The organism is Ensifer adhaerens, from assembly GCF_020035535.1.
GTDB lineage: Bacteria > Pseudomonadota > Alphaproteobacteria > Rhizobiales > Rhizobiaceae > Ensifer.
Window position 1 is genome coordinate 970,726 of sequence record NZ_CP083349.1, and the last position, 20,491, is coordinate 991,216.

22 protein-coding genes and 1 pseudogene are annotated in these 20,491 nt (G+C 61.9%); 13 read left to right on the forward strand and 10 right to left on the reverse strand.

Translation table 11 applies throughout. From position 1 onward, the window contains the following. Positions 1–6 precede the first annotated feature (6 nt). Positions 7–2,283 (forward strand): DNA topoisomerase IV subunit A, encoded by a 2,277-nt coding sequence (gene parC, locus LAC81_RS04700; RefSeq protein ID WP_223726920.1) that lies wholly within the window; start codon positions 7–9, stop codon positions 2,281–2,283. On the opposite strand, the gene LAC81_RS04705 is transcribed toward parC, so the two are convergent. Next, entirely contained in the window at positions 2,273–2,428 is a 156-nt protein-coding gene (locus LAC81_RS04705; protein ID WP_223726921.1) for a hypothetical protein, read from the reverse strand. The genes parC and LAC81_RS04705 overlap by 11 nt on opposite strands. Positions 2,429–2,452: 24 nt before the next feature. Here LAC81_RS04705 and LAC81_RS04710 point away from each other — a divergent pair. Further along, positions 2,453–2,755 (forward strand): annotated as a pseudogene (locus LAC81_RS04710) (transcriptional regulator); the annotation flags it as partial. Between the two features lie 129 nt (positions 2,756–2,884). Here the strand turns inward: LAC81_RS04710 and LAC81_RS04715 are convergent. The 4 genes from LAC81_RS04715 to hemB all read right to left on the reverse strand — a co-directional run bounded on the left by LAC81_RS04715 (position 2,885) and on the right by hemB (position 6,282). Then, positions 2,885–3,781: a DMT family transporter gene (locus LAC81_RS04715; protein WP_223726922.1), complete on the reverse strand. Its 897-nt coding sequence runs from the start codon at positions 3,779–3,781 to the stop codon at positions 2,885–2,887. A 3-nt stretch (positions 3,782–3,784) separates the two neighbouring features. Beyond that, positions 3,785–4,573, reverse strand: coding sequence for an arginyltransferase (locus tag LAC81_RS04720; protein WP_113536896.1), 789 nt, complete (start codon positions 4,571–4,573; stop codon positions 3,785–3,787). Between the two features lie 141 nt (positions 4,574–4,714). Then, a complete protein-coding gene (locus LAC81_RS04725; protein WP_113536897.1) occupies positions 4,715–5,179 on the reverse strand; it encodes an RDD family protein in 465 nt (154 codons plus the stop codon). An 86-nt stretch (positions 5,180–5,265) separates the two neighbouring features. Next, the gene (gene hemB / locus LAC81_RS04730) at positions 5,266–6,282 is read right to left on the reverse strand and encodes a porphobilinogen synthase (RefSeq protein ID WP_223726923.1); all 1,017 of its coding nucleotides are present in this window, start codon (positions 6,280–6,282) and stop codon (positions 5,266–5,268) included. Positions 6,283–6,464: 182 nt separating this feature from the next. Here hemB and LAC81_RS04735 point away from each other — a divergent pair, with 182 nt between their 5' ends. The 7 genes from LAC81_RS04735 (at position 6,465) to LAC81_RS04765 (ending at position 13,074) form a co-directional block, all read left to right on the forward strand. Continuing rightward, positions 6,465–6,902: a DUF6163 family protein gene (locus LAC81_RS04735; protein WP_113536899.1), complete on the forward strand. Its 438-nt coding sequence runs from the start codon at positions 6,465–6,467 to the stop codon at positions 6,900–6,902. Between the two features lie 130 nt (positions 6,903–7,032). Further along, positions 7,033–7,545 (forward strand): transcriptional regulator LdtR, encoded by a 513-nt coding sequence (gene ldtR, locus LAC81_RS04740; RefSeq protein ID WP_113536900.1) that lies wholly within the window; start codon positions 7,033–7,035, stop codon positions 7,543–7,545. 495 nt (positions 7,546–8,040) lie between these two features. Further along, positions 8,041–9,369 carry a L,D-transpeptidase family protein gene (locus tag LAC81_RS04745; protein WP_113536901.1) on the forward strand — a complete coding sequence of 443 codons (1,329 nt, stop codon included), beginning with the start codon at positions 8,041–8,043 and terminating at the stop codon, positions 9,367–9,369. Between the two features lie 183 nt (positions 9,370–9,552). After that, the gene (gene glyA, locus LAC81_RS04750) at positions 9,553–10,848 is read left to right on the forward strand and encodes a serine hydroxymethyltransferase (RefSeq protein ID WP_223726924.1); all 1,296 of its coding nucleotides are present in this window, start codon (positions 9,553–9,555) and stop codon (positions 10,846–10,848) included. Between the two features lie 10 nt (positions 10,849–10,858). Continuing rightward, positions 10,859–11,332, forward strand: coding sequence for a transcriptional regulator NrdR (gene nrdR / locus LAC81_RS04755; protein WP_034803756.1), 474 nt, complete (start codon positions 10,859–10,861; stop codon positions 11,330–11,332). 18 nt (positions 11,333–11,350) lie between these two features. Then, a complete protein-coding gene (gene ribD, locus LAC81_RS04760; RefSeq protein ID WP_223726925.1) occupies positions 11,351–12,454 on the forward strand; it encodes a bifunctional diaminohydroxyphosphoribosylaminopyrimidine deaminase/5-amino-6-(5-phosphoribosylamino)uracil reductase RibD in 1,104 nt (367 codons plus the stop codon). Further along, positions 12,454–13,074, forward strand: coding sequence for a riboflavin synthase (locus tag LAC81_RS04765; RefSeq protein ID WP_223726926.1), 621 nt, complete (start codon positions 12,454–12,456; stop codon positions 13,072–13,074). The genes ribD and LAC81_RS04765 overlap by 1 nt, the downstream gene beginning before the upstream one ends. A gap of 88 nt (positions 13,075–13,162) precedes the next feature. Here LAC81_RS04765 and LAC81_RS38290 read toward each other — a convergent pair whose 3' ends face one another. The 5 genes from LAC81_RS38290 to LAC81_RS04780 all read right to left on the reverse strand — a co-directional run bounded on the left by LAC81_RS38290 (position 13,163) and on the right by LAC81_RS04780 (position 15,732). Next, entirely contained in the window at positions 13,163–13,288 is a 126-nt protein-coding gene (locus tag LAC81_RS38290) for a hypothetical protein (protein WP_268906765.1), read from the reverse strand. 73 nt (positions 13,289–13,361) lie between these two features. After that, positions 13,362–13,490, reverse strand: coding sequence for a hypothetical protein (locus LAC81_RS38295; protein ID WP_268906766.1), 129 nt, complete (start codon positions 13,488–13,490; stop codon positions 13,362–13,364). A gap of 284 nt (positions 13,491–13,774) precedes the next feature. After that, positions 13,775–14,347, reverse strand: coding sequence for a GNAT family N-acetyltransferase (locus LAC81_RS04770; protein WP_223726927.1), 573 nt, complete (start codon positions 14,345–14,347; stop codon positions 13,775–13,777). A gap of 24 nt (positions 14,348–14,371) precedes the next feature. After that, entirely contained in the window at positions 14,372–14,872 is a 501-nt protein-coding gene (locus LAC81_RS04775; RefSeq protein ID WP_113536907.1) for a cupin domain-containing protein, read from the reverse strand. A gap of 140 nt (positions 14,873–15,012) precedes the next feature. Next, on the reverse strand, positions 15,013–15,732 hold the full coding sequence (locus LAC81_RS04780; RefSeq protein ID WP_223726928.1) for an HAD family hydrolase: 720 nt from the start codon (positions 15,730–15,732) through the stop codon (positions 15,013–15,015). Positions 15,733–15,978: 246 nt separating this feature from the next. Here LAC81_RS04780 and ribH point away from each other — a divergent pair, with 246 nt between their 5' ends. The 4 genes from ribH to LAC81_RS04800 all read left to right on the forward strand — a co-directional run bounded on the left by ribH (position 15,979) and on the right by LAC81_RS04800 (position 20,485). Beyond that, positions 15,979–16,440 carry a 6,7-dimethyl-8-ribityllumazine synthase gene (gene ribH / locus LAC81_RS04785; RefSeq protein WP_223726929.1) on the forward strand — a complete coding sequence of 154 codons (462 nt, stop codon included), beginning with the start codon at positions 15,979–15,981 and terminating at the stop codon, positions 16,438–16,440. After that, on the forward strand, positions 16,437–16,919 hold the full coding sequence (gene nusB / locus LAC81_RS04790) for a transcription antitermination factor NusB (RefSeq protein ID WP_113398386.1): 483 nt from the start codon (positions 16,437–16,439) through the stop codon (positions 16,917–16,919). Before ribH ends, nusB begins: the two co-directional genes overlap by 4 nt. 4 nt (positions 16,920–16,923) lie before the next feature. Continuing rightward, a complete protein-coding gene (locus LAC81_RS04795; RefSeq protein WP_223726930.1) occupies positions 16,924–18,153 on the forward strand; it encodes an MFS transporter in 1,230 nt (409 codons plus the stop codon). Between the two features lie 196 nt (positions 18,154–18,349). Continuing rightward, entirely contained in the window at positions 18,350–20,485 is a 2,136-nt protein-coding gene (locus tag LAC81_RS04800; RefSeq protein ID WP_223726931.1) for a sodium-translocating pyrophosphatase, read from the forward strand. Positions 20,486–20,491 lie beyond the last annotated feature (6 nt).

Genomic DNA, 20,491 nt, shown 5'->3' on the forward strand with positions numbered 1-20,491 from the left:
GGACCTATGGGACAAAGCCTTAATCCCCCGTCAGGCGGGGACGACAATATTCAGCCGGTTGACCTCAAGGCGGCGCTGGAAGAGCGTTATCTCGCCTATGCGTTGTCGACCATCATGCACCGCGCACTTCCGGACGTTCGCGACGGGTTGAAGCCCGTGCATCGCCGCATCGTGCATGCGATGAGCGAGATGGGTCTCAGGCCCAATTCATCGTTCAAGAAATGCGCCCGCATCGTCGGCGACGTGATGGGTAAGTTCCACCCGCACGGCGACGCCTCGATCTATGACGCGCTGGTGCGCCTGTCCCAGGAGTTTGCGATCCGCTATCCGCTGGTCGACGGCCAGGGCAACTTCGGCAACATCGACGGCGATAACGCCGCGGCGATGCGATACACCGAAGCGAAGATGACGGACGTCTGTTCGCTGCTTCTCGAGGGTATCGATCAGGACGCGGTGGACTTCCGCCCCACCTACAACGAGGAAGACCAGGAGCCGACTGTGCTTCCGGGGGCCTTCCCGAACCTGCTTGCAAACGGCGCCACCGGTATCGCCGTCGGCATGGCCACTTCGATACCGCCGCACAACGCACATGAATTGTGCGACGCGGCGCTGCATCTCATCCGCCATCCGGAAGCGAGCGTCGAGGATCTGCTTTACGATCCGGCCAATCCGCAGAAGGGCGGCATCGAAGGACCTGATTTCCCGACCGGCGGTGTGATCGTCGAGAGCCGCGAAAGCATGGCCGAATCCTATCGCACGGGCCGTGGCGGTTTCCGCGTCCGTGCCCGTTGGGTTCAGGAGGACATTGGTCGTGGCGGCTACCAGATCGTCGTCACCGAGATCCCCTACCAGGTTCAGAAGTCGCGCCTGATCGAAAAGATTGCCGAGCTTCTGGTCGCCCGCAAGCTGCCACTGCTCGAAGACATTCGCGACGAATCCGCGGAAGATGTCCGCATCGTCCTGGTGCCGAAGAGCCGCTCGGTCGATGCCGGCATCCTGATGGAGTCGCTGTTCAAGCTGACCGAGCTCGAAAGCCGCATCTCGCTCAACATGAACGTCTTGTCCATGGGGCGGGTGCCGCGGGTCATGGCGCTCAACGAGGTGCTGTCGGAATGGCTGGCGCATCGCCGCGAGGTGTTGCAGCGCCGGTCCCGCCATCGCCTGGCGGCGATCGACCGCCGGCTCGAGATCCTCGGCGGTTACCTCGTCGCCTATCTGAACATCGACGAAGTCATTCGCATCATCCGCGAAGAGGACGAGCCCAAGCCTGTCATGATGGAGCGGTTCTCGCTCACGGACCTTCAGGCCGAGTCGATCCTCAACATGCGCCTGCGCTCGTTGCGCCGGCTCGAAGAGTTCGAGATCCGCACAGAGTTCGACGCCCTGTCGAAGGAAAAGGCCGAAATCGAAGCGCTGCTCGCCTCCGAGGAGAAGCAGTGGCAGACGGTCGCCTGGGAGATCGGCGAGGTCAAAAAGAAGTTTGCCAAGGCGACCGACATCGGTAAGCGCCGCAGCACGTTTGCCGATGCGCCGGAAGCCGACGTGGAGGCGATCCAGCAGGCGATGATCGAGAAGGAACCGATCACCGTCGTCATCTCGGAAAAGGGCTGGATCCGTGCGCTGAAGGGCCATATCTCCGACACGTCCTCGCTCCAGTTCAAGGAGGGCGATGCACTCAAGGTGGCATTCCCGGCGCAAACGACGGACAAGATCCTGGTCTTTACGACCGGCGGCAAGGTCTACACGCTTGGTGGCGACAAGCTGCCCGGCGGTCGCGGGCATGGCGAACCACTGCGCATCATCGTCGACATGGAGAACGATCAGGACGTCCTGACTGCCTTTGTTCACGATCCGGCGCGCAAGCTGATCGTCTCGTCGGCTGCAGGTAACGGTTTCGTCGTGACGGAAAGCGACATCGTCGCCAATACCCGCAAGGGCAAGCAGGTGATGAACGTCTCGATGCCGGACGAAACGAAGCTGGTCGTGCCGGTCAAGGGCGACCATGTTGCCGTCGTCGGCGAGAACCGCAAGATGCTCGTCTTCCCGCTCGTCCAGATCCCTGAAATGGCGCGCGGCAAGGGTGTCCGGTTGCAGCGCTACAAGGATGGCGGCATCTCCGACATTCGCTGCTTCACGATCGCTGAGGGGCTCATCTGGGAAGACAGCGCTGGCCGCGTCTTCACCAAGACGAAAGATGAGTTGATCGAGTGGCAGGCGGACCGTGCATCGGCCGGTCGCGTCGTTCCGAAGGGCTTCCCGCGCAGCGGAAAGTTCAGCGGCTGATCTTGAAATCCCAGCCATGCGGCCGATTGGCTGCATGGTTGGTGTCCCATTCCGGGGCGCCGAATTTTTGCATTAAGGTATTGGAAACACAGTTGAAACCGAGCGAAATACGGCGCTTGTAAGGTGTCGCCGTATCGTGGATCACTGCCCATCCAACAGGATGGAGACGATGCCGAACGCCAGCAACCTCGACGATATTCTACTGGCGCTCGCCAGCCCGATACGCCGGCGGATCTTCGAGATCCTCTTTGCCGGCGAAGCCCGTCTCGCCGACATTGGCACCGCCGTGGCGGTCCGAGGGGAAGAGCTGGAGAAGCATATCGCGCTACTGGAAGCCGCTGGGCTCATCACGCGCCTGCGGCGCCGTGAGGGCGAATCGCTCAGCGGAAATCCGGCGCCTTTGAGCGAGGCAGCCACCTGGATCAACACCAATCGCGAGCTTTGGGCGATGCGCGTGCAAATGCCGGAAACTCGGCTGGCAACCGCCGCGTCGGAGCCTGTGCCCGAGAGAACGCCGGTGCGCGATCGTCTCAACGAAACGGATCAGAAATCGCGCCGCCCCCGGCCAACCGGTCCTCGCCGCGACAATTGACCGGTTGCGCTACTCGGCGCAGGCCACTGCGGCCCTGAGCGCTCGGCTGCGCATCTGCCAGAGCGAATGGCCGATGAGCGCGAAGATCAGGATGGCGCCGCCCATCAAGGTCTGCGTCGTCGGGGTTTCGGCAAAGACCAGCCAGACCCAGATCGGCGCGAGGATCGTTTCCAGCAGATAGAACATACCCACTTCCGGTGCCGAAAGGTAACGCGGTCCCGTCGCCAGGCAGAAGAACGCGAGCGGGATCATCACGAGCCCGTTGAAGAAGATGTAGCCGGGTTCCGCAATCGTGAAGCCCGAAGAGGGCAGCATCAAGAGCGCAAGCGCTCCGGGGAAGATTGCTGTGACCAGTGGCACCAGCGCCATGTCGCGTTTGCTTGCGCGGCTGATCGTGATCGCGCTTGCAAGCAGGAAGGCGGAGGATGCCGCCATCGCGTCACCGAAAAGATGGCCGCTTTCCAACCCGTCCTGGACGATCAATCCGACACCGAACACCATGACCAGCATGGTCACGAGCGTGGCGTTCGATGGTCGTTCCTTCAGGAAGATCCAGGACAAAATGGCGGCAAACATCGAGGTGAAGGCGAGGATGAAGACCACGTTGGCCGTCGATGTGTTGAAGACGGCAAGCAGGAAGGTGCAAGAGTTGATGCCGTAGAACAGCCCGACCACGAGGCCTGTCTTGCCCGGCAGAAGGGAGATCTTCCGGCCGAAGAGGCGGTTGATCACGAACCAGGTGCCAAGCGCGATGACGAAGGTCGACAGGCTGCGCACGGCAAGCAGTGACCAGACGTCGCCGCCGGCGGAACGGATGAGCGGGATGTCGAAGGAAAGTGCAAGGCCACCGATGCCGGTGATGGCAAGGCCGCGCCGGTGCATCGCGGCATCAGAAGATGAACTCAATTTCTAACCCGTTTTAGTAGGAGCGGCTTCCAGGGTGGTATCCCCGCCTTCATAGCGTTCCCAGCCACGGGCCATAAGGTGTTCTTGCGGCAAAAACTTTGTTTTATAGCCCATCTTCCGCGATCCCTTGACCCAATAGCCAAGATAGACGTGGGGAAGGCCGCGCTCTTTGGCACGGCGAATATGGTCGAGAATCATGAAAGTGCCGAGCGATCGGTCTTCGTGGGCGGGATCGAAGAACGAATAGACCATGGAAAGCCCGTCGCCCATGCGATCGGTCAGCGCTGCGGCGATGAGCGGTCCACGCGCCTTCTGGCTAATCCCGTCGCCTTCGACCCGCAGGCGGTACTCGATGATCTTCGTGTGCACGTGCGTGTCTTCGACCATCATTGCATAGTCGAGGACTGACATGTCCGACATGCCGCCCTTCTGGTGGCGACGGTCGAGATAGCGGCGGAAGAGATTGTACTGTTCGCTGGAAGGTTCGGCCGGATACTCGGCCGAAATCACGTCGTGATTGGTCGCAAGCACCCGGCGCATCGAGCGGCTGGGTGCGAACTCGTTGGCAAGGATCCGCACCGAGATGCAGGCGCGGCAAGTCTCGCACGCCGGACGATAGGCGATGTTCTGCGAGCGGCGGAAACCGCCCTGCGTCAGGAGGTCGTTGAGTTCCGGTGCGCGCTCGCCGACCATGTGGGTGAAGACTTTTCGCTCCATCTCGTTCGGCAGATAAGGGCAGGCTGCCGGCGCAGTCAGGTAGAATTGCGGAGACGGTGCGGTCTGTGTGTTCATCGAGTGCGGAGGTCACTCTTCGCGCGGTTGTTCATGACAATAGCATGGCGGAAGAATGGAAAACGTCAACTCACTCGTTTGCAGCTTCCGCCTCCGCTGGCCAGTTATTTTAGCGTTGTCGACAATAGTCTGCGCTTCCGGTCAGTACATGTCGCGGCGGACGGTGACGGTGCCGATCAGCAGGTCGTGCAGCAAGCGGCTGCGATCGGTAAAAAGACCGATCAGGAGGATCAGCGGCGTCAGCAGGGCGTTGGCGATCCAGAAGATGACGAGATGCACGATTGCGGTCAGGAAATCCATCGGACGTCCGTCGGTGCGCGCGATCGCAAGACCCATCATCCGCATGCCGGGCGAAGCCTGCTCGCGACCGCCGACCGTCAGGCCGAAATAGAGCATCGCGACGATCGCAAAGAGCGCCGGATAGAGCATGAAGCCAAGGCCGAGCGTGAGGATGCCCAGGAAAAAGACGACGACTGCCGCGGGAATCCACAGCAACCCGATGATGGCGTAATCGAGCAGGAAGGCAAATATGCGCCGGGACAGCACGCCCTGATAGGCGCGCCAATCATTGCTCGGCAGCCTCAGTTCTTCGTTGTGCATCGTCATCCGTTTCGGCCTCGCTTGGTTCCATTGAGGATATGGGATCACATCCCGGCCAAAACAAGGAGAGAAGACTTGATCGGATTGCTGGTCTACCGGTCCTTGGCGAGGATGCGAGCCACTTCGACGGCGAAATAGCTGAGGATGCCGTCGCAGCCTGCGCGCTTGAAGGCGAGCAGCGTTTCCAGCATCACCTTGTCGCCGTCGATCCAGCCGTTTGCGGCGGCCGCCTTGACCTGCGAATATTCGCCGGAAACCTGATAGGCGAAGACCGGCAGGCCGAATGCCTCCTTCATGCGCCAGCAGATGTCGAGATAGGGAAGGCCGGGCTTCACCATCAGCATGTCGGCGCCTTCCTCGACGTCGAGGGCCGCGTCGCGGATCGCCTCGGTGCCGTTGGCCGGGTCGATGTAATAGGTCTTCTTGTCGCCCTTGAGCAGCCCGCCGGTGCCGATCGCCTCGCGATAGGGACCGTAGAAGCCGGAGGCGAACTTGGTCGCATAGGCCATGATGCCGACATTCTGGTGTCCGGCTGCGTCGAGTGCCTGGCGGATCGCGCCGATGCGGCCATCCATCATGTCGGACGGGGCGATGATGTCGGAGCCGGCATCCGCCTGCGCGACCGCTGCCCTGGAGATCATCTCGACGGTTTCATCGTTGACGATCTCGCCGTCGCGCAGGATGCCGTCATGGCCGTGGCTGGTAAAGGGGTCGAGCGCCACGTCGGTGATGATGCCGATCTCGGGTACTGCCTTCTTGAAGGCGCGGGTCGCCTGATTGATCAGGTTGTCGGCGGCAAGGCTGTTGGAGCCGGTCTCGTCGCGCAGCGACATGTCGACGTTCGGGAAGGTGGCGATCGCCGGAATGCCGAGGTCGGCCGCTTCCTTGACCGCTTCCACGGCCTTGTCGACGCTCATGCGGTTGACGCCGGGCATGGCATCGATCGGCTGCACGATATTGCTGCCCGGCACGATGAAGATCGGCCAGATGAGATCGTCGACGGTTAGGCGGTTTTCCTGCACCAGTCGCCGCGTCCAGTCGGCCTTGCGGTTGCGGCGCATGCGGCGGTGGCCGGTAATCCTGTCCACAAGATTTGTCCTGTCGTTCATTGCGCCCGCGCCTTTCCCGTCAAAATCGTCGTTGGCCAAGCGCTTTATCATGGGCCGGCGGCAATTGGGAACCGCGCGACCGGGAAACGGGCTGCGGCATTTCTTCTCTCAATGATGCGGTAGGGGAGGGGAAGCTGCGATCCCGCTGGCGGATGAGAAAGACCCGCCCTATCTTGCCGGCCATGCTTCATGATTCTGCCCATGTGCTGAAACCCTCGCTGACCGAGATCCTCTTCGGTCTCTTCCTGCGTCTCGTTTCCGCCTCATGCATCTGGTTCGCACTCAACTACTGGGCCATGCTGATCGGCTTTTCCCATGGCGGTGCCGGGCGGTTCGATCTCTTGACGCCCGAATGGCGTGCGGCGGCGACTGCGCTTGCCGTCGTCTATCCCGTTGCGGCCCTTGGCCTCTGGTTGCTCGTCTCCTGGGGGCCTGTGGTCTGGGTGGTCGCAGCGGCGATCGAAATCGCGATGTACGAGTTCTATCCGGCCAGTTTCGGCGCGCGTCCATTGCTGGTCGTGCTGCATGTGGCAGTTGCCGTGACTTTCGTTCTTTTCCGGGCGGCGCTGCTCTATCAGCGCTGGCGGCAGGCCAAGCAGGTAAGAGTTGATTCACCCTGAGACAGGCTCTTCAAATGGCAAGCTCTTGTTAAGGCTGCGGTTTAAGTAGAATTTTAGACGTATTCGATAGGGTCTCACTCAAGGCGGGAAGACAAACAGACACCGCCAAACAAAACAGTGAGGCAGTCAAATGAACACCAAGATGAAGCCGCAGGTTGCTGCGCCCCGAGACCCCCAGGAAGAAACCATCCGCGGTCTCTATATGGAATCCCTCCACCTCGTCGAGCGCCTGCATCGCCGTCTGCTCGACGTCATCAAGGACGAGTTCGATCGGGAAGGTCGCAGCGACGTCAACGCCGTCCAGGCCCTGTTGCTCTTCAATATCGGCAACTCGGAACTGACCGCCGGCGAACTTCGCTCCCGCGGCTATTACCTCGGCTCGAACGTTTCCTACAACGTCAAGAAGCTTGTCGATCTCGGCCTGATCAACCACCAGCGCTCGCGCGTCGACCGTCGCTCGGTCCGCATCAGCTTGACGGAAGATGGCCAGGACATCGCTGAAACCGTTGCCAAGCTTTACGAGCGCCACATCGGCTCGATCCAGAAGGTCGGCGGCATCGGTTCGGACGAGTTTACCCAGATGAACAAGCTCCTGCAGCGTCTCGATCGCTTCTGGAACGACTCGATCATGTATCGCCTGTAATCCGGGTCAAAACCTCCAGTTCAAGGGTCGGGCGCAATCCCTGCGTGTCCGACCTTTGCCATTTGCGACCTTCCCATCCTGTTGCTGAAAAGCCGCACCGCTGCAGCGCCGCATTCTGGGGTTCGGGCTGCCTTCCAAGCGGAAAATATTAGAAAATCAAAATGTTGCCGTCCGCAGGTTGGCCTGCCAATCGCCCGCAATGGTGAAAAGCAAAAGGCGTGCCATGTCGCGGTTCAGCCTCGCCGAGACACGAATTGGCCATATTGCTGTGACAGCGACGACGACATGCGGTAGGTGCAGCCACGTGTTTTCTGGCGTGTGGAATCGTTTCGCGTGTCGCCTGCCGGATGAGGGTCCTCACTCGCGGTATCGTGAAATCATGTGAGGGCAGGGTGGCTCGTTGGTTGACCTTTGTTAACCACGATCGTGTTAGGGCTCCGGCAACTTGCGTTTCAGCGCATAGGGCGCGTGCCAACGCATTGGGATGGTAGGAATATGTCGAAAAAGAATGGAATTGATGCATTCTCGCGCCGCGCTTTTCTGCGCTCGGCAGCAACCTTCGGCGCTGTGGCAGTCGCCGGCGCGGCAAGCGCACAGGACGCCCTGAACGAGATCATCAATTCGCCTCGCCGCGGCTCCTGGGACGACCAGTTTGACGCAAAAGGGGCATCGCGCACCGCGACGACGGTCGTTTCGAATACGCCTGTCTTCGGTCCGGAGACGATCGCCCACGTGCAGCAGGCGATCTTCGACTACCAGAACATCGTTTCTCAAGGTGGCTGGCCGACGGTCCAGACCAGCGTCAAGCTCGAGCTCGGCGTTACCGATCCCTCGGTACAGCAGCTCCGTCAGCGCCTGATGGTTTCCGGCGATCTGCCGCGTTCGGCCGGCGTTTCCTCGTCCTTCGACAGCTACGTCGAAGGCGCCGTCAAGCGCTTCCAGGCGCGCCACGGCCTGCCGCCGGATGGCGTCATCGGCGAATACACGCTGAAGGCAATCAACGTCGACGCCAACACCCGCCTCGGCCAGCTCCAGACCAACCTGGTGCGCCTGCAGTCGATGTCCGGCGATCTCGGCCGCCGTTACGTGATGGTCAACATTCCGGCTGCCTATATCGAAGCGGTGGAGAACGGCCGCGTGGCGCTGCGCCATACGGCGATCGTCGGCAAGATCGATCGTCAGTCGCCGATTCTCAACTCGAAGATCTACGAGGTCATTCTCAACCCCTATTGGACCGCGCCGCGCTCGATCATCCAGAAGGATATCATGCCGCTGATGCGCAAGGATCCGACCTACCTCGCACGCAACTCGATCCGCCTGTTCGACGGCAGCGGCGGCGAAGTGTCGCCGGAGACGGTCGACTGGAACGCCGAAAAGGCGCCGAACCTGATGTTCCGCCAGGACCCGGGCAAGATCAACGCGATGTCGTCGACGAAGATCAACTTCCACAACGAGCATCAGGTCTACATGCACGACACGCCGCAGCAGGGCCTGTTCAACAAGCTCATGCGCTTCGAATCGTCCGGTTGCGTGCGCGTGCAGAACGTGCGCGACCTTTCGACCTGGCTGCTCAAGGAAACGCCCGGCTGGTCGCGCCAGCAGATCGAGGCGACCATCAAGACCGGCGTCAACACGCCGATCACGCTCGCCGAGGAAGTCCCTGTTTTCTTCACCTACATCACGGCCTGGTCCGCCAAGGACGGCGTGGTGCAGTTCCGCGACGACATCTACCAGCGCGACGGCGCTACCGAACTGGCCCTTCAGACCCCCTATGGCGTTGAGCAGTCCGCCGGTTCGGTCGACCAGGACGCACTGCCGCAATAAGCAGATTTGCGACACGAGATTGAAAAGCCGCGCTCTCCCGGGGAGCGCGGCTTTTTCGTGCGCCGGACCCCGCGATATTTCGGCGCGGCAGATAGGGGAAATGACGCAAACCGCACAGCGGATATTGCTCTCTCCGTGCGAGGAAGTTAAAGAACTGCCACCCTTGAGAGGAGCCTCGCGCCGATGCCTGAACAGACCAATGACGCCTTCTTCACCCGCTCTCTGGCCGACAGCGATCCGGACATCTTTGGTGCGATCGAGAAGGAGCTGGGTCGTCAGCGCCACGAGATCGAGCTGATCGCCTCCGAGAACATCGTTTCCCGCGCCGTGCTCGAAGCCCAGGGCTCGATCATGACCAACAAATACGCCGAGGGCTATCCGGGCAAGCGCTACTACGGCGGCTGCCAGTTCGTCGACATCGCCGAGGAACTGGCGATCGAACGTGCCAAGAAGCTGTTCGGCGTCAACTTCGCCAACGTTCAGCCGAACTCCGGTTCGCAGATGAACCAGGCCGTGTTCCTGGCGCTCTTGCAGCCCGGCGACACCTTCATGGGCCTCGACCTCAATTCGGGCGGTCACCTGACGCACGGATCGCCGGTCAACATGTCCGGCAAGTGGTTCAACGTCGTTTCCTACGGCGTGCGTGAAGACGATCACCTGCTCGACATGGACAACGTTGCCGAGCAGGCACGCAAGCACAAGCCGAAGCTCATCATCGCCGGCGGCACCGCCTATTCCCGCATCTGGGACTGGAAGCGCTTCCGCGAAATCGCAGACGAAGTCGGCGCCTGGCTGATGGTCGACATGGCCCACATCGCCGGCCTCGTTGCCGGTGGCCAGCATCCGTCGCCGTTCCCGCACTGCCACGTTGCCACGACCACGACGCATAAGTCGCTCCGTGGTCCGCGCGGCGGCATGGTTCTGACCAACGACGAAGATATCGCCAAGAAGATCAACTCGGCCGTCTTCCCGGGCCTGCAGGGCGGTCCGCTGATGCACGTCATCGCTGCCAAGGCGGTTGCGTTCGGCGAAGCGCTGCAGCCGTCGTTCAAGGACTATGCGGCCCAGATCGTCAAGAACGCCCGCACGCTTTCCGAAACGCTGAAGGCCAACGGCCTCGATATCGTATCCGGTGGCACCGACAACCACCTGATGCTGGTCGACCTGCGCAAGAAGAACGCGACGGGCAAGCGCGCAGAAGCCGCTCTCGGCCGCGCCTTCATCACCTGCAACAAGAACGGCATTCCGTTCGATCCTGAGAAGCCCTTTGTCACCTCGGGCGTCCGTCTCGGCACGCCTGCCGGCACGACCCGCGGCTTTAAGGAAGCCGAGTTCAAGGAAATCGGCGAGCTGATCGTCGAGGTCCTCGACGGCCTGAAGGTCGCCAACTCCGACGAGGGCAATGCCGCCGTCGAGGCGGGTGTTCGTGAAAAGGTCGTCAAGCTGACCGACCGTTTCCCGATGTACGGCTACATGTGATCGTTCGCCCATGCGCTGCCCCTATTGCGGTTCTGAAGACAGTCAGGTGAAGGATTCCCGTCCGGCAGAGGACGGGAATGCCATTCGCCGCCGCCGGATTTGTCCGGATTGCGGAGGTCGTTTCACGACCTTCGAACGGGTGCAGTTGCGTGAGTTGATGATCATCAAGAAGACCGGTCGGAAGGTTCCTTTCGACCGGGACAAACTTTTGCGGTCCTTCGAGATCGCACTGCGGAAGCGTCCGGTCGACCGGGACCGAATCGAGCGGGCTGTTTCCGGCATCGTGCGTCGCCTCGAAAGCTCCGGCGAGACCGAGATCCCCTCGGAGGAAATCGGCCTGCAGGTGCTCGAAGCGCTGAAGAGCCTCGATGACGTTGCCTTCGTGCGCTACGCTTCGGTTTATCGCGATTTCTCGCATGCCGAGGATTTCGAGAAGGTCATCACCGAGATCAGCGCCAAGATCGCGCGCGATCCCGGCGAGTAGCTCACGCTGGATAGAGCCATGACAGCGCCCAACCGTGAAGACGAGAGGTTCATGGCCGCGGCGCTGAGGCTGGCCCGCCATCATCTCGGACAGACATCCACCAATCCTTCCGTCGCCTGTGTCATCGTCAAGGACGGCGTCATCGTCGGCCGCGCTGTGACGGCGCGAAGCGGCCGTCCGCATGCCGAAACTCAGGCGCTTGCCGAAGCGGGCGAGGAGGCGAGGGGCGCGACCGCCTACGTGACACTGGAGCCCTGCTCGCATCACGGTAAGACGCCGCCTTGCGCCGACGCGCTTGTCGCATCCGGCGTTTCCCGCGTGGTGATCGCGATCCTCGACCCGGACGAGCGCGTCGCCGGGCGTGGTGTCGTGCGGCTGCGTGACGCCGGCATCACCGTCGATATCGGTGTCCTTGCGGAAGACGGACAGCACGCACTTGAAGCTTATCTCATGCGTCAGGTCAGCCGGCGGCCCTATGTGACTCTCAAGCTTGCCGTTTCCGCTGATGGCATGATCGGCCGGAAGGGGGAGGGGCAGGTGCGGATTACCGGCCCCATCTCGCGCGGTCAGGTGCAGACGTTGAGAGCCGAGACCGATGCGATCCTGGTCGGCATCGGCACGGCGACGGCCGACGATCCCGAATTGACCGTGCGGTTGCCGGGGCTCGAACATCATTCGCCGCTACGCATAGTACTTGATCGTCGCCTCGACCTGCCGCTTTTTTCGAAGCTGGCGCGAACGGCGCGGGATGTCCCGGTGATCGTGGTATCGAGTGATGAATCCGGCGATGCGGACACCGACGATGGCCGCACCGCACGCAAGGCAGCCCTGGAGGCTGCCGGCGTCGAGGTGCTCGAGGCCGGTTCGATTGCCGACCTGCTGGCGGCCCTTGCTTCCCGTGGCCTCTCCTCGCTGATGGTCGAAGGCGGAGCTGTCGCGGCGCGTGCGTTTCTCGATGCGGGCCTCGTCGATCGTATCCAGCTCTACACCGGGCCTGGGACGATTGGCGAAAACGGCATCGCATCCCCATTTGACCGTAGGTCCGTGCCGACAGGCTACCGACGCATCGCCGAGGCACGGTATGGCGACGATCTGTTCGAGGAATACGAAAGAGAGAGCTAATGTTCACAGGTATTGTTACCGATATCGGCACCGTCGATGCCGTCACCCCGCTCAAGGAAGGCATCAAGCTGCGCGTTGCCACGAGCTATGATCCGAAGACCATCGACATGGGGGCTTCGATCGCCCATTCCGGCGTGTGCCTGACGGTGACTGCCCTTCCTGACGCCGGCAGCAACGAGCGCTGGTTCGAGGTCGAAGCCTGGGAAGAGGCACTGCGGTTGACGACGATCGCGGGGTGGGCGAAGGGCACGCGGATCAACCTCGAGCGGTCGCTGAAGATCGGCGATGAACTTGGCGGCCACCTGGTCTCCGGTCACGTCGACGACAAGGCGGAAATCCTCTCGGTCGAGCCGGAAGGCGACGCGGTGCGCTTCCGGTTGCGGGCCCCCGAGCATCTGGCAAAGTTCGTTGCTCCGAAGGGCTCCGTCGCGCTCGATGGCACGTCGCTGACGGTCAACAAGGTCGACGGCGCAGAATTCGACGTGCTGCTCATCCGCCATTCGCTTGAGGTCACGACCTGGGGAGAGCGCAAGGCGGGCGATTTTGTGAACTTCGAAGTCGACACCATGGCCCGTTATGCAGCGCGGTTGGCCGAGTTTCCGGCACCCAAGCCGGCGTGAGAAACGTCTGAAGGTCTTGCCGGGGCCATCTCGAAAGCAAACCGCCCCCGACTGGGGGCGGTGGCGTTTTGGGAGGGTGATTTGAGGCTCAGCGCAGATAGAAGGTCAGGCTGCCATCGGCCGCCTGTTCCGCACCGGCGATGTTGTTCATCTCGACGTTCTGGCCCTTCAGCTTGGCGGCCAGCGGCTTGTTGGCGTGGACCGCGGCGTGCAAGGCCGAGACTTGCTTCGGCGTGGCTTCCTTGAGCCAGGTCCGTGTCTCGCTCGATTCCTTGAGCGTGTCGACGTCAACGATGTTGAAGTGGTTTCCCTTGAAGCGCCGGCCAGTTCATCGCGGTGCCTGCCGCGAAGGAGACGCCCCCGAAGGAAAGGGCGGAGAGAGCAGCGATGACGGAAAGCTTGGCTATGCGGTTCATGGTCATGCTCCTAGGTTGCTTGCGACAGCGTGACCGTCGGCCTCCTACCCGAACGCGGGACCCTCAGGGGTCTCGGAGGCCGATCGCCATTTCGTGCCGCAGCGGCCAGCAGACGTCGCTTGCGGGTTGCGTAACCCGCAGCAGGACGTGCCGGACTGTTTCGACTGATTGGGGCGGCGTTTCCTCGGCTTGGGGCGGGGGCGCGTCGTGCCAACGCCTAGGAAACTGGGCTGGAATCTGGCCGTTTCCGTGGCACCTGGGGCCGCAAAACAATTAAAAATTGTTCATGTTTCGGCGTGCGCACGCATGTTCCTCGTGGTCGAGGCCGATGCTTTCTGATGGCGTTCGAACATGATCACGTGATTGCCGTGATAGGTCGTTCGCCAGAACTCCTGGAAGCCGTGCTTTTCCGCGACACGGATGGAGGCGTGGTTGCCGATGTCGATGATGCAGGTCTTCCGCAGTGTCGGAAACTGCTGATCGGCCCATTTGAGCGCAGCACTGACGGCCTCGGTTGCCAGGCCTCGGCCATGAGCCTTTGGCGACAGCGCCCATCCGGTTTCCATCGTCCCTTCGAGCGACGGCGTAATGGCCCGGTGTACGTCGTGGAACCCGGCTTCGCCAAGAAAGGTGCCTGTCTCCCGGTCCTGGATGGCAAAGAAGCCGAAGCCGAAATAGTGCCACATGCCGACCTGGCGCAGGAAACGGGTCCAGGATTGTTCGCGCGTAAACGGCACCCCGCCGACGTAACGGATAACCTCGGCATCGCCGAACAGCGCAGCGTAAGAGGGGAAGTCGTCACGGCGATAGGGGCGCAGGATGAGGCGATCAGTCTCGATGATAGGCACGCTATACATGTTCGATCCTATGCTGTGGTGAACTCAGACGCCGGGCTCGCCGTCCCAATAGTCGACGGTGCTTTCCGCGCGGCCGATGAAACGGAAATGTCGTTCGCCGCCGGGCGTGCGCGTCTTGGCGAGAAACTTGCCGGAATCGGGATATTCGCAGATCTCGGTTGCCGCGAGGGTCGAGATCGACAGGTATTTGAGCGGCACCGTGCCGGTGTTGATCAGGTGATGTGCCGTTTCCGGCCCACCCGTGGGTGCGCCCAGGATATCACCCGGGCCTACCGAATAACGCTCGCTGCCGAAACGGTACGTGCCTTCGCCCTCGAGGATGATGAAGAGCTCTTCCTCGACGTGGTGATTATGAAACGGACAGCCGGATTTGCCGGGCGGCACTTCGCCGTAGCCGATGCCGAGATCCTTGAGGCCCAGCAGCGCTCCAAAAGAGACGTCGCGCGATTCGAACAGTTCGCCCTTCGTCCAGTGGTCGAGGTCGAGCGTCTTCGGGTTGACGATCGGTTTTCGTGTTTCCGTCATGTCTTCCTCCCTGGTGCCGCCAGCGCCTCGAGAAGCATCGACGGTCCGTCCCTATCCGTGTCCTGTGATCAGCGGATCGTCAACCGACAAGCGTTGAAATCTGATAAACGTCACGTTGATTGTATCTCGATTTTGCAATCCTATGACGGTGAGCGCGGCGCGTCGTTTGCTTGTCGCTGTGTCGCCTTGAGCGCTTCGCTGACGTCGTGGAGGCTGTTGGCGATGCCGACGCAGATGGCCCTGACGTCTTCCGTTGGCGGCAACAGGTCGGGAACCATCACTGTCATCATGCCGGCAGATGTCGCCGAGCGCACGCCGTTATGGCTGTCCTCCAAAGCGAGGCAGAATTCCGGCGCGACGGCGAGCCGTTTTGCTGCCGTCACGAATGGATCCGGATGCGGCTTTCCGCAGACATAGTCGCCATAGGCGACGACGGTCGGAAAGCTGTCGGTCAAGGCGCGTATCGCGAGATTGCGCTGGACGTCGTCGTGCCGCGACGAAGTGGCGATCGCAAAGCGCAGTCCCATTTCTTCCAGCAGGCCGACGAGTTCGGTCACTCCCGGTTTCAAACGGAGTTCGGTGGCTACCAGCATTTCGAAATGGGCCGCTGCACGGTCCCAGAATTTGTCGGCGTCGAACGCTTCGCCGAAATGCTGTCTCAGCACGGACCGCGTCGCGTCGCCCGGAAGGCCGATCATGTCGAGATAGAGCGAGACGGGCATTTCGTAACCGAAATCCGGTGCAGTTCGCATCATGGCGTCGCGGGCAAGCGTCTCCGTATCGAAGAGCAGCCCATCCATATCGAAGACGACCGCCTGCGGCGTACGGGGGAGGCGGATCGTCGACCGGGTTTCAAGCATGCGGATGCCTCGTGTGTTTTATGTCTGTTACCTGAGCTTGCGGCTCCGCGCTGCAAACCGCAAGCAAGCATGCCTCTGTGTTCGAACCACGTACGGGAAAGAGCCCTTCGGACTTGCTATTCTGGCGCCATCCAGCGCGGCAAAAGGCCGTCTGCGGCGGAATTTGCTTGCCATTCGGCGCCGGGCATGGTTTTACCGCCGCCTGCCGGTCGCATCCGGCGACGAACTCTCAAAGACAGGTGATCCATGGCAGAGACCACGGCAGCCCACATTCTGATTGTGGAAGCGCGTTTCTATGACGATATGGCCGATGCATTGCTCGACGGTGCCAAGCATGCACTGGACGCAGCCGGGGCCACCTATGATATCGTGACGGTTCCGGGTGCGCTCGAAATCCCGCCGGCCATCGCCATGGCGCTTGATGGTGCGGAAGAGGGCGGCACGGAGTATGATGGCTTCGTCGCGCTCGGCATGGTGATCCGCGGCGAGACCTATCATTTCGATATCGTCGCGAATGAATCTTCGCGGGCCATCATGGATCTCGCCGTGAGCGAAAGCCTCGCCATTGGCAATGGTATCCTGACGGTCGAGAATGACGATCAGGCCTGGGCGCGTGCCCGCCGGTCGGAAGGTGACAAGGGTGGGTTTGCTGCACGCGCGGCCCTCACCATGATTGAATTGAAGAAGAAACTGGGCACGGAAAAGTGACGAAGACACCCTCGGATCAGCCGCTGAAGCAGGTCAACCAGCGCGGCGCAGCGCGCCTTGCCGCCGTGCAGGCACTCTATCAGATGGATATTGGTGGTACTGGCGTGCTCGAAGTGGTCGCCGAATACGAAGCCCATCGCCTCGGCCAGGACGTCGACGGCGACACCTATCTGAAGGCGGACGCCTCCTGGTTCCGCTCGATCGTCGCCGGCGTCGTGCGTGATCAGCGCAAGCTCGATCCGTTGATTGGTTCGGCGCTGCAGGACGATTGGGCGCTGTCGCGGCTCGATTCCACAGTCCGCGCCATCCTGCGCGCCGGCACCTTCGAGATGCTGGAGCGCAAGGACGTGCCGGTTCCGGTCATCGTCACCGAATATGTCGAGATCGCCAAGGCCTTCTTCGAGGATGACGAGCCGAAGCTCGTCAATGCCGTTCTCGACCGCATCGCCAAGCAGGTCCGTAGCGAGTTCAGGAAGTAGAATAATGGTTGCGGTTGCTGCGGATGACATGGGGGCCACCCTTCGCGAAGCGCGCCGCAACGTTTTCCATCTGACTGCCGCACAGGCCATCCTCGGCGTCGTCGGGCCGATCTGCTTCTCCATCGGCGGGGTTGCCGGCTATCAATTGCTGGCGGAAGACAAGTCGCTGGCGACCGCACCGCTCACGGCCTTTAACGTCGGCATGGCGCTCGGCGTCGTGCTGGTAGCGATGCTCTCGCGCCTGATTGGCCGCCGTTTTGCGTTCATGACCGGGACGGGGATCGCCGCCGCAGGTGCGGCGCTCGCCGCCGTCGCACTTTTCCGCGAAAGCTTCTGGCTCTTCGCCTTCGCTCTCGCGATGCTCGGCTCTTCGAACGGCTTCACGCAGAAGCTGCGCTTCGCCGCCGCCGATGCTTCCCCGTCCTTCTACAAGCCCAAGGCGATCTCTTTGATCCTGGGGGGCGGTATTGTTTCCGCTGTGCTCGGCCCGCAGATCGTGATCTTTGCCGGTGACCTGTTTGCACCGGTATCCTTTGCCGGCGCTTTCGTCGTGCTGCTGCCGATCAGCCTGCTTGCGGCCTTCTTCTTCGCGCCCCTGCGGTTGCCCGAACCGAGTGCCATGGCGAAAGGGCATCACGATCAGGCCGTGCGTCCGCTCGGCGCTATCGTGCGCAACCAGCGCTTTGCCACCGGCATGGTCTGCGGCATCTCCAGCTACGCGCTGATGACGTTCATGATGACCGGTGCACCGGTCGAGATGGTGGTGGGCTGCGGGTTTTCGACCGAGCTCGCAACGCTCGGCATCCAGTGGCACGTACTTGCGATGTTTGCTCCGAGCTTCTTCACCGGCTGGCTGATCAGCCGGTTCGGCGCCGAACGTATCGTCGGCTGCGGCCTGCTGTTGCTGATGGCCTGTGCCACGGTTGCGCATATGGGCATCGAGCTCTGGAACTTCTGGGGCGCCCTGGTGCTGCTTGGCCTCGGCTGGAACTTCGGCTTCATCGGCTCGACGGCGATTGTTGCGAGCAGCTATCGCCCGCAGGAAGCCGACAAGGTCCAGGCCTTCCATGACATCATCCTGTTCACGACCGTGGCGCTGTCGTCCTTTGCCTCGGGCAAGGTGCTTTCGGTCTATGGGTGGGACATGCTGAACGCGGTCGTCTGGCCGGTCACCATCGTCTGCCTCGTGCTTCTGCTGCTATTGAAGCGTGCGCCGCGGAACGCCGCCGCCTAAGTCCTTTCCTCCTGACATTCAAAGTCGTCGGAGCGCCTTATCACTGGCGTTTTCCGGGGCTTGACGATCTCCCGTTGCAACCGCACTCTGGCCGCGCCGTGGGGGGCGCTGCTTGAGGAGGTGGCGCGTGATTCGCGGTTTTGAGGGGCCCGTGGCCGGGAGTGAGTCTGCGGGTTGTAACGGAGGGTAATGCGAAATGACCATTTTATTGGGCGTTATCGCATGCGGGTTGCTCGCGGTGGCTTATGCCATCTGGGCAACACAGTCGGTGCTGGCCGCCGACCAGGGGAACGCCCGCATGCAAGAAATCGCAGGCTACATTCGTGAAGGGGCGCAGGCCTATCTCACGCGTCAATACAAGACCATTGCCATCGTCGGCGTCGTCGTTTTCATCGCCGCTTGGGTACTTCTTTCTCCCGCTGCCGCTTTCGGCTTTCTGGTTGGTGCAATCCTTTCGGGTGCTGCGGGCTTCATCGGCATGCATGTTTCTGTTCGGGCGAACGTCCGCACCGCCCAGGCGGCTTCCGTCAGTCTTGCCTCCGGCCTCGACATCGCATTCAAATCCGGGGCGATTACCGGCCTTCTCGTAGCGGGCCTAGCGCTTCTCGGCGTTTCCGTCTACTACGTCGTCCTCACGGCCGGCCTCGGGCATGAGCCCGCGTCGCGCGAAGTCATCGATGCGCTGGTCGCGCTCGGTTTCGGCGCTTCGCTGATTTCGATCTTTGCTCGTCTCGGCGGAGGGATCTTTACCAAGGGCGCAGACGTCGGCGGCGACCTCGTCGGCAAGGTGGAAGCCGGTATTCCGGAGGATGATCCGCGCAACCCGGCGACGATCGCCGACAACGTCGGCGACAATGTTGGCGATTGCGCCGGCATGGCCGCTGACCTGTTTGAAACCTATGCCGTATCCGTCGTCGCGACCATGGTATTGGCGGCGATCTTCTTCGGTGGCACGCCGATCCTGGCGACTGTGATGGTCTACCCGCTGGCGATCTGCGCAGCCTGCATCGTTACTTCGATCGTTGGCACCTTCTTCGTGAAGCTCGGCACCAACAACTCGATCATGGGTGCCCTCTACCGGGGCCTGATCGTGACCGGCGTCCTGTCGATCCTCGGTCTCGGCGCCGCTACGTCGTTCACCATCGGATGGGGCACGATCGGCACCGTCGCAGGCAAGGACATTACCGGCTGGAACCTGTTCCTTTGCGGCATCCTCGGCCTGGTCGTCACGGCTCTGATCGTGGTGATCACCGAGTACTATACCGGCACCAACAAGCGGCCGGTGAACTCAATCGCCCAGGCTTCGGTCACCGGTCACGGCACCAACGTGATCCAGGGGCTTGCGGTTTCGCTGGAATCGACGGCCCTGCCGGCGATCGTCATCGTCGGCGGCATCATCTCCACCTACCAGCTCGCCGGCCTCTTCGGCACGGGCATTGCCGTCACCGCCATGCTCGGCCTTGCCGGCATGATCGTGGCGCTCGATGCGTTCGGACCGGTAACCGACAACGCCGGCGGCATCGCGGAAATGTCGCACCTGCCGCCGGAAGTGCGCAAGTCGACGGACGCGCTCGACGCCGTCGGCAACACCACCAAGGCCGTCACCAAGGGTTACGCGATCGGTTCGGCCGGTCTCGGCGCGCTGGTGCTCTTCGCGGCCTATTCGAACGACCTCAGCTACTTCGCCGCCAATGGCGACAAGTATCCGTACTTCGCCGATGTCGGGCAGATCTCCTTCGATCTCTCCAACCCCTACGTCGTGGCCGGATTGATCTTCGGCGGCCTCATCCCATACCTCTTTGGCGGTATCGCGATGACGGCGGTCGGCCGTGCGGCCGGGTCCATCGTCGAGGAAGTTCGTCGCCAGTTCCGCGAAAAGCCCGGCATCATGCAAGGCACTGAGCGGCCGGACTATGGCCGTGCCGTCGACCTGCTGACGAAGGCGGCGATCCGCGAAATGGTCGTTCCCTCGCTGCTGCCGGTGCTTGCGCCTGTCGTCGTCTACTTCGGCGTGCTCCTGCTGTCGGGTTCCAAGGCCTCGGCCTTCGCAGCACTCGGCGCATCGCTTCTCGGCGTCATCGTCAACGGCCTCTTCGTGGCGATCTCGATGACGTCGGGCGGCGGCGCGTGGGACAATGCCAAGAAGAGCTTCGAGGATGGCTTCGTCGACAAGAATGGCGAACGTCATCTCAAGGGCTCGGATGCCCACAAGGCGTCCGTCACCGGCGATACGGTAGGCGATCCCTACAAGGATACGGCTGGCCCGGCCGTGAACCCGGCGATCAAGATCACCAACATCGTGGCGTTGCTGCTGCTGGCGATCCTCGCCTGATCGCAC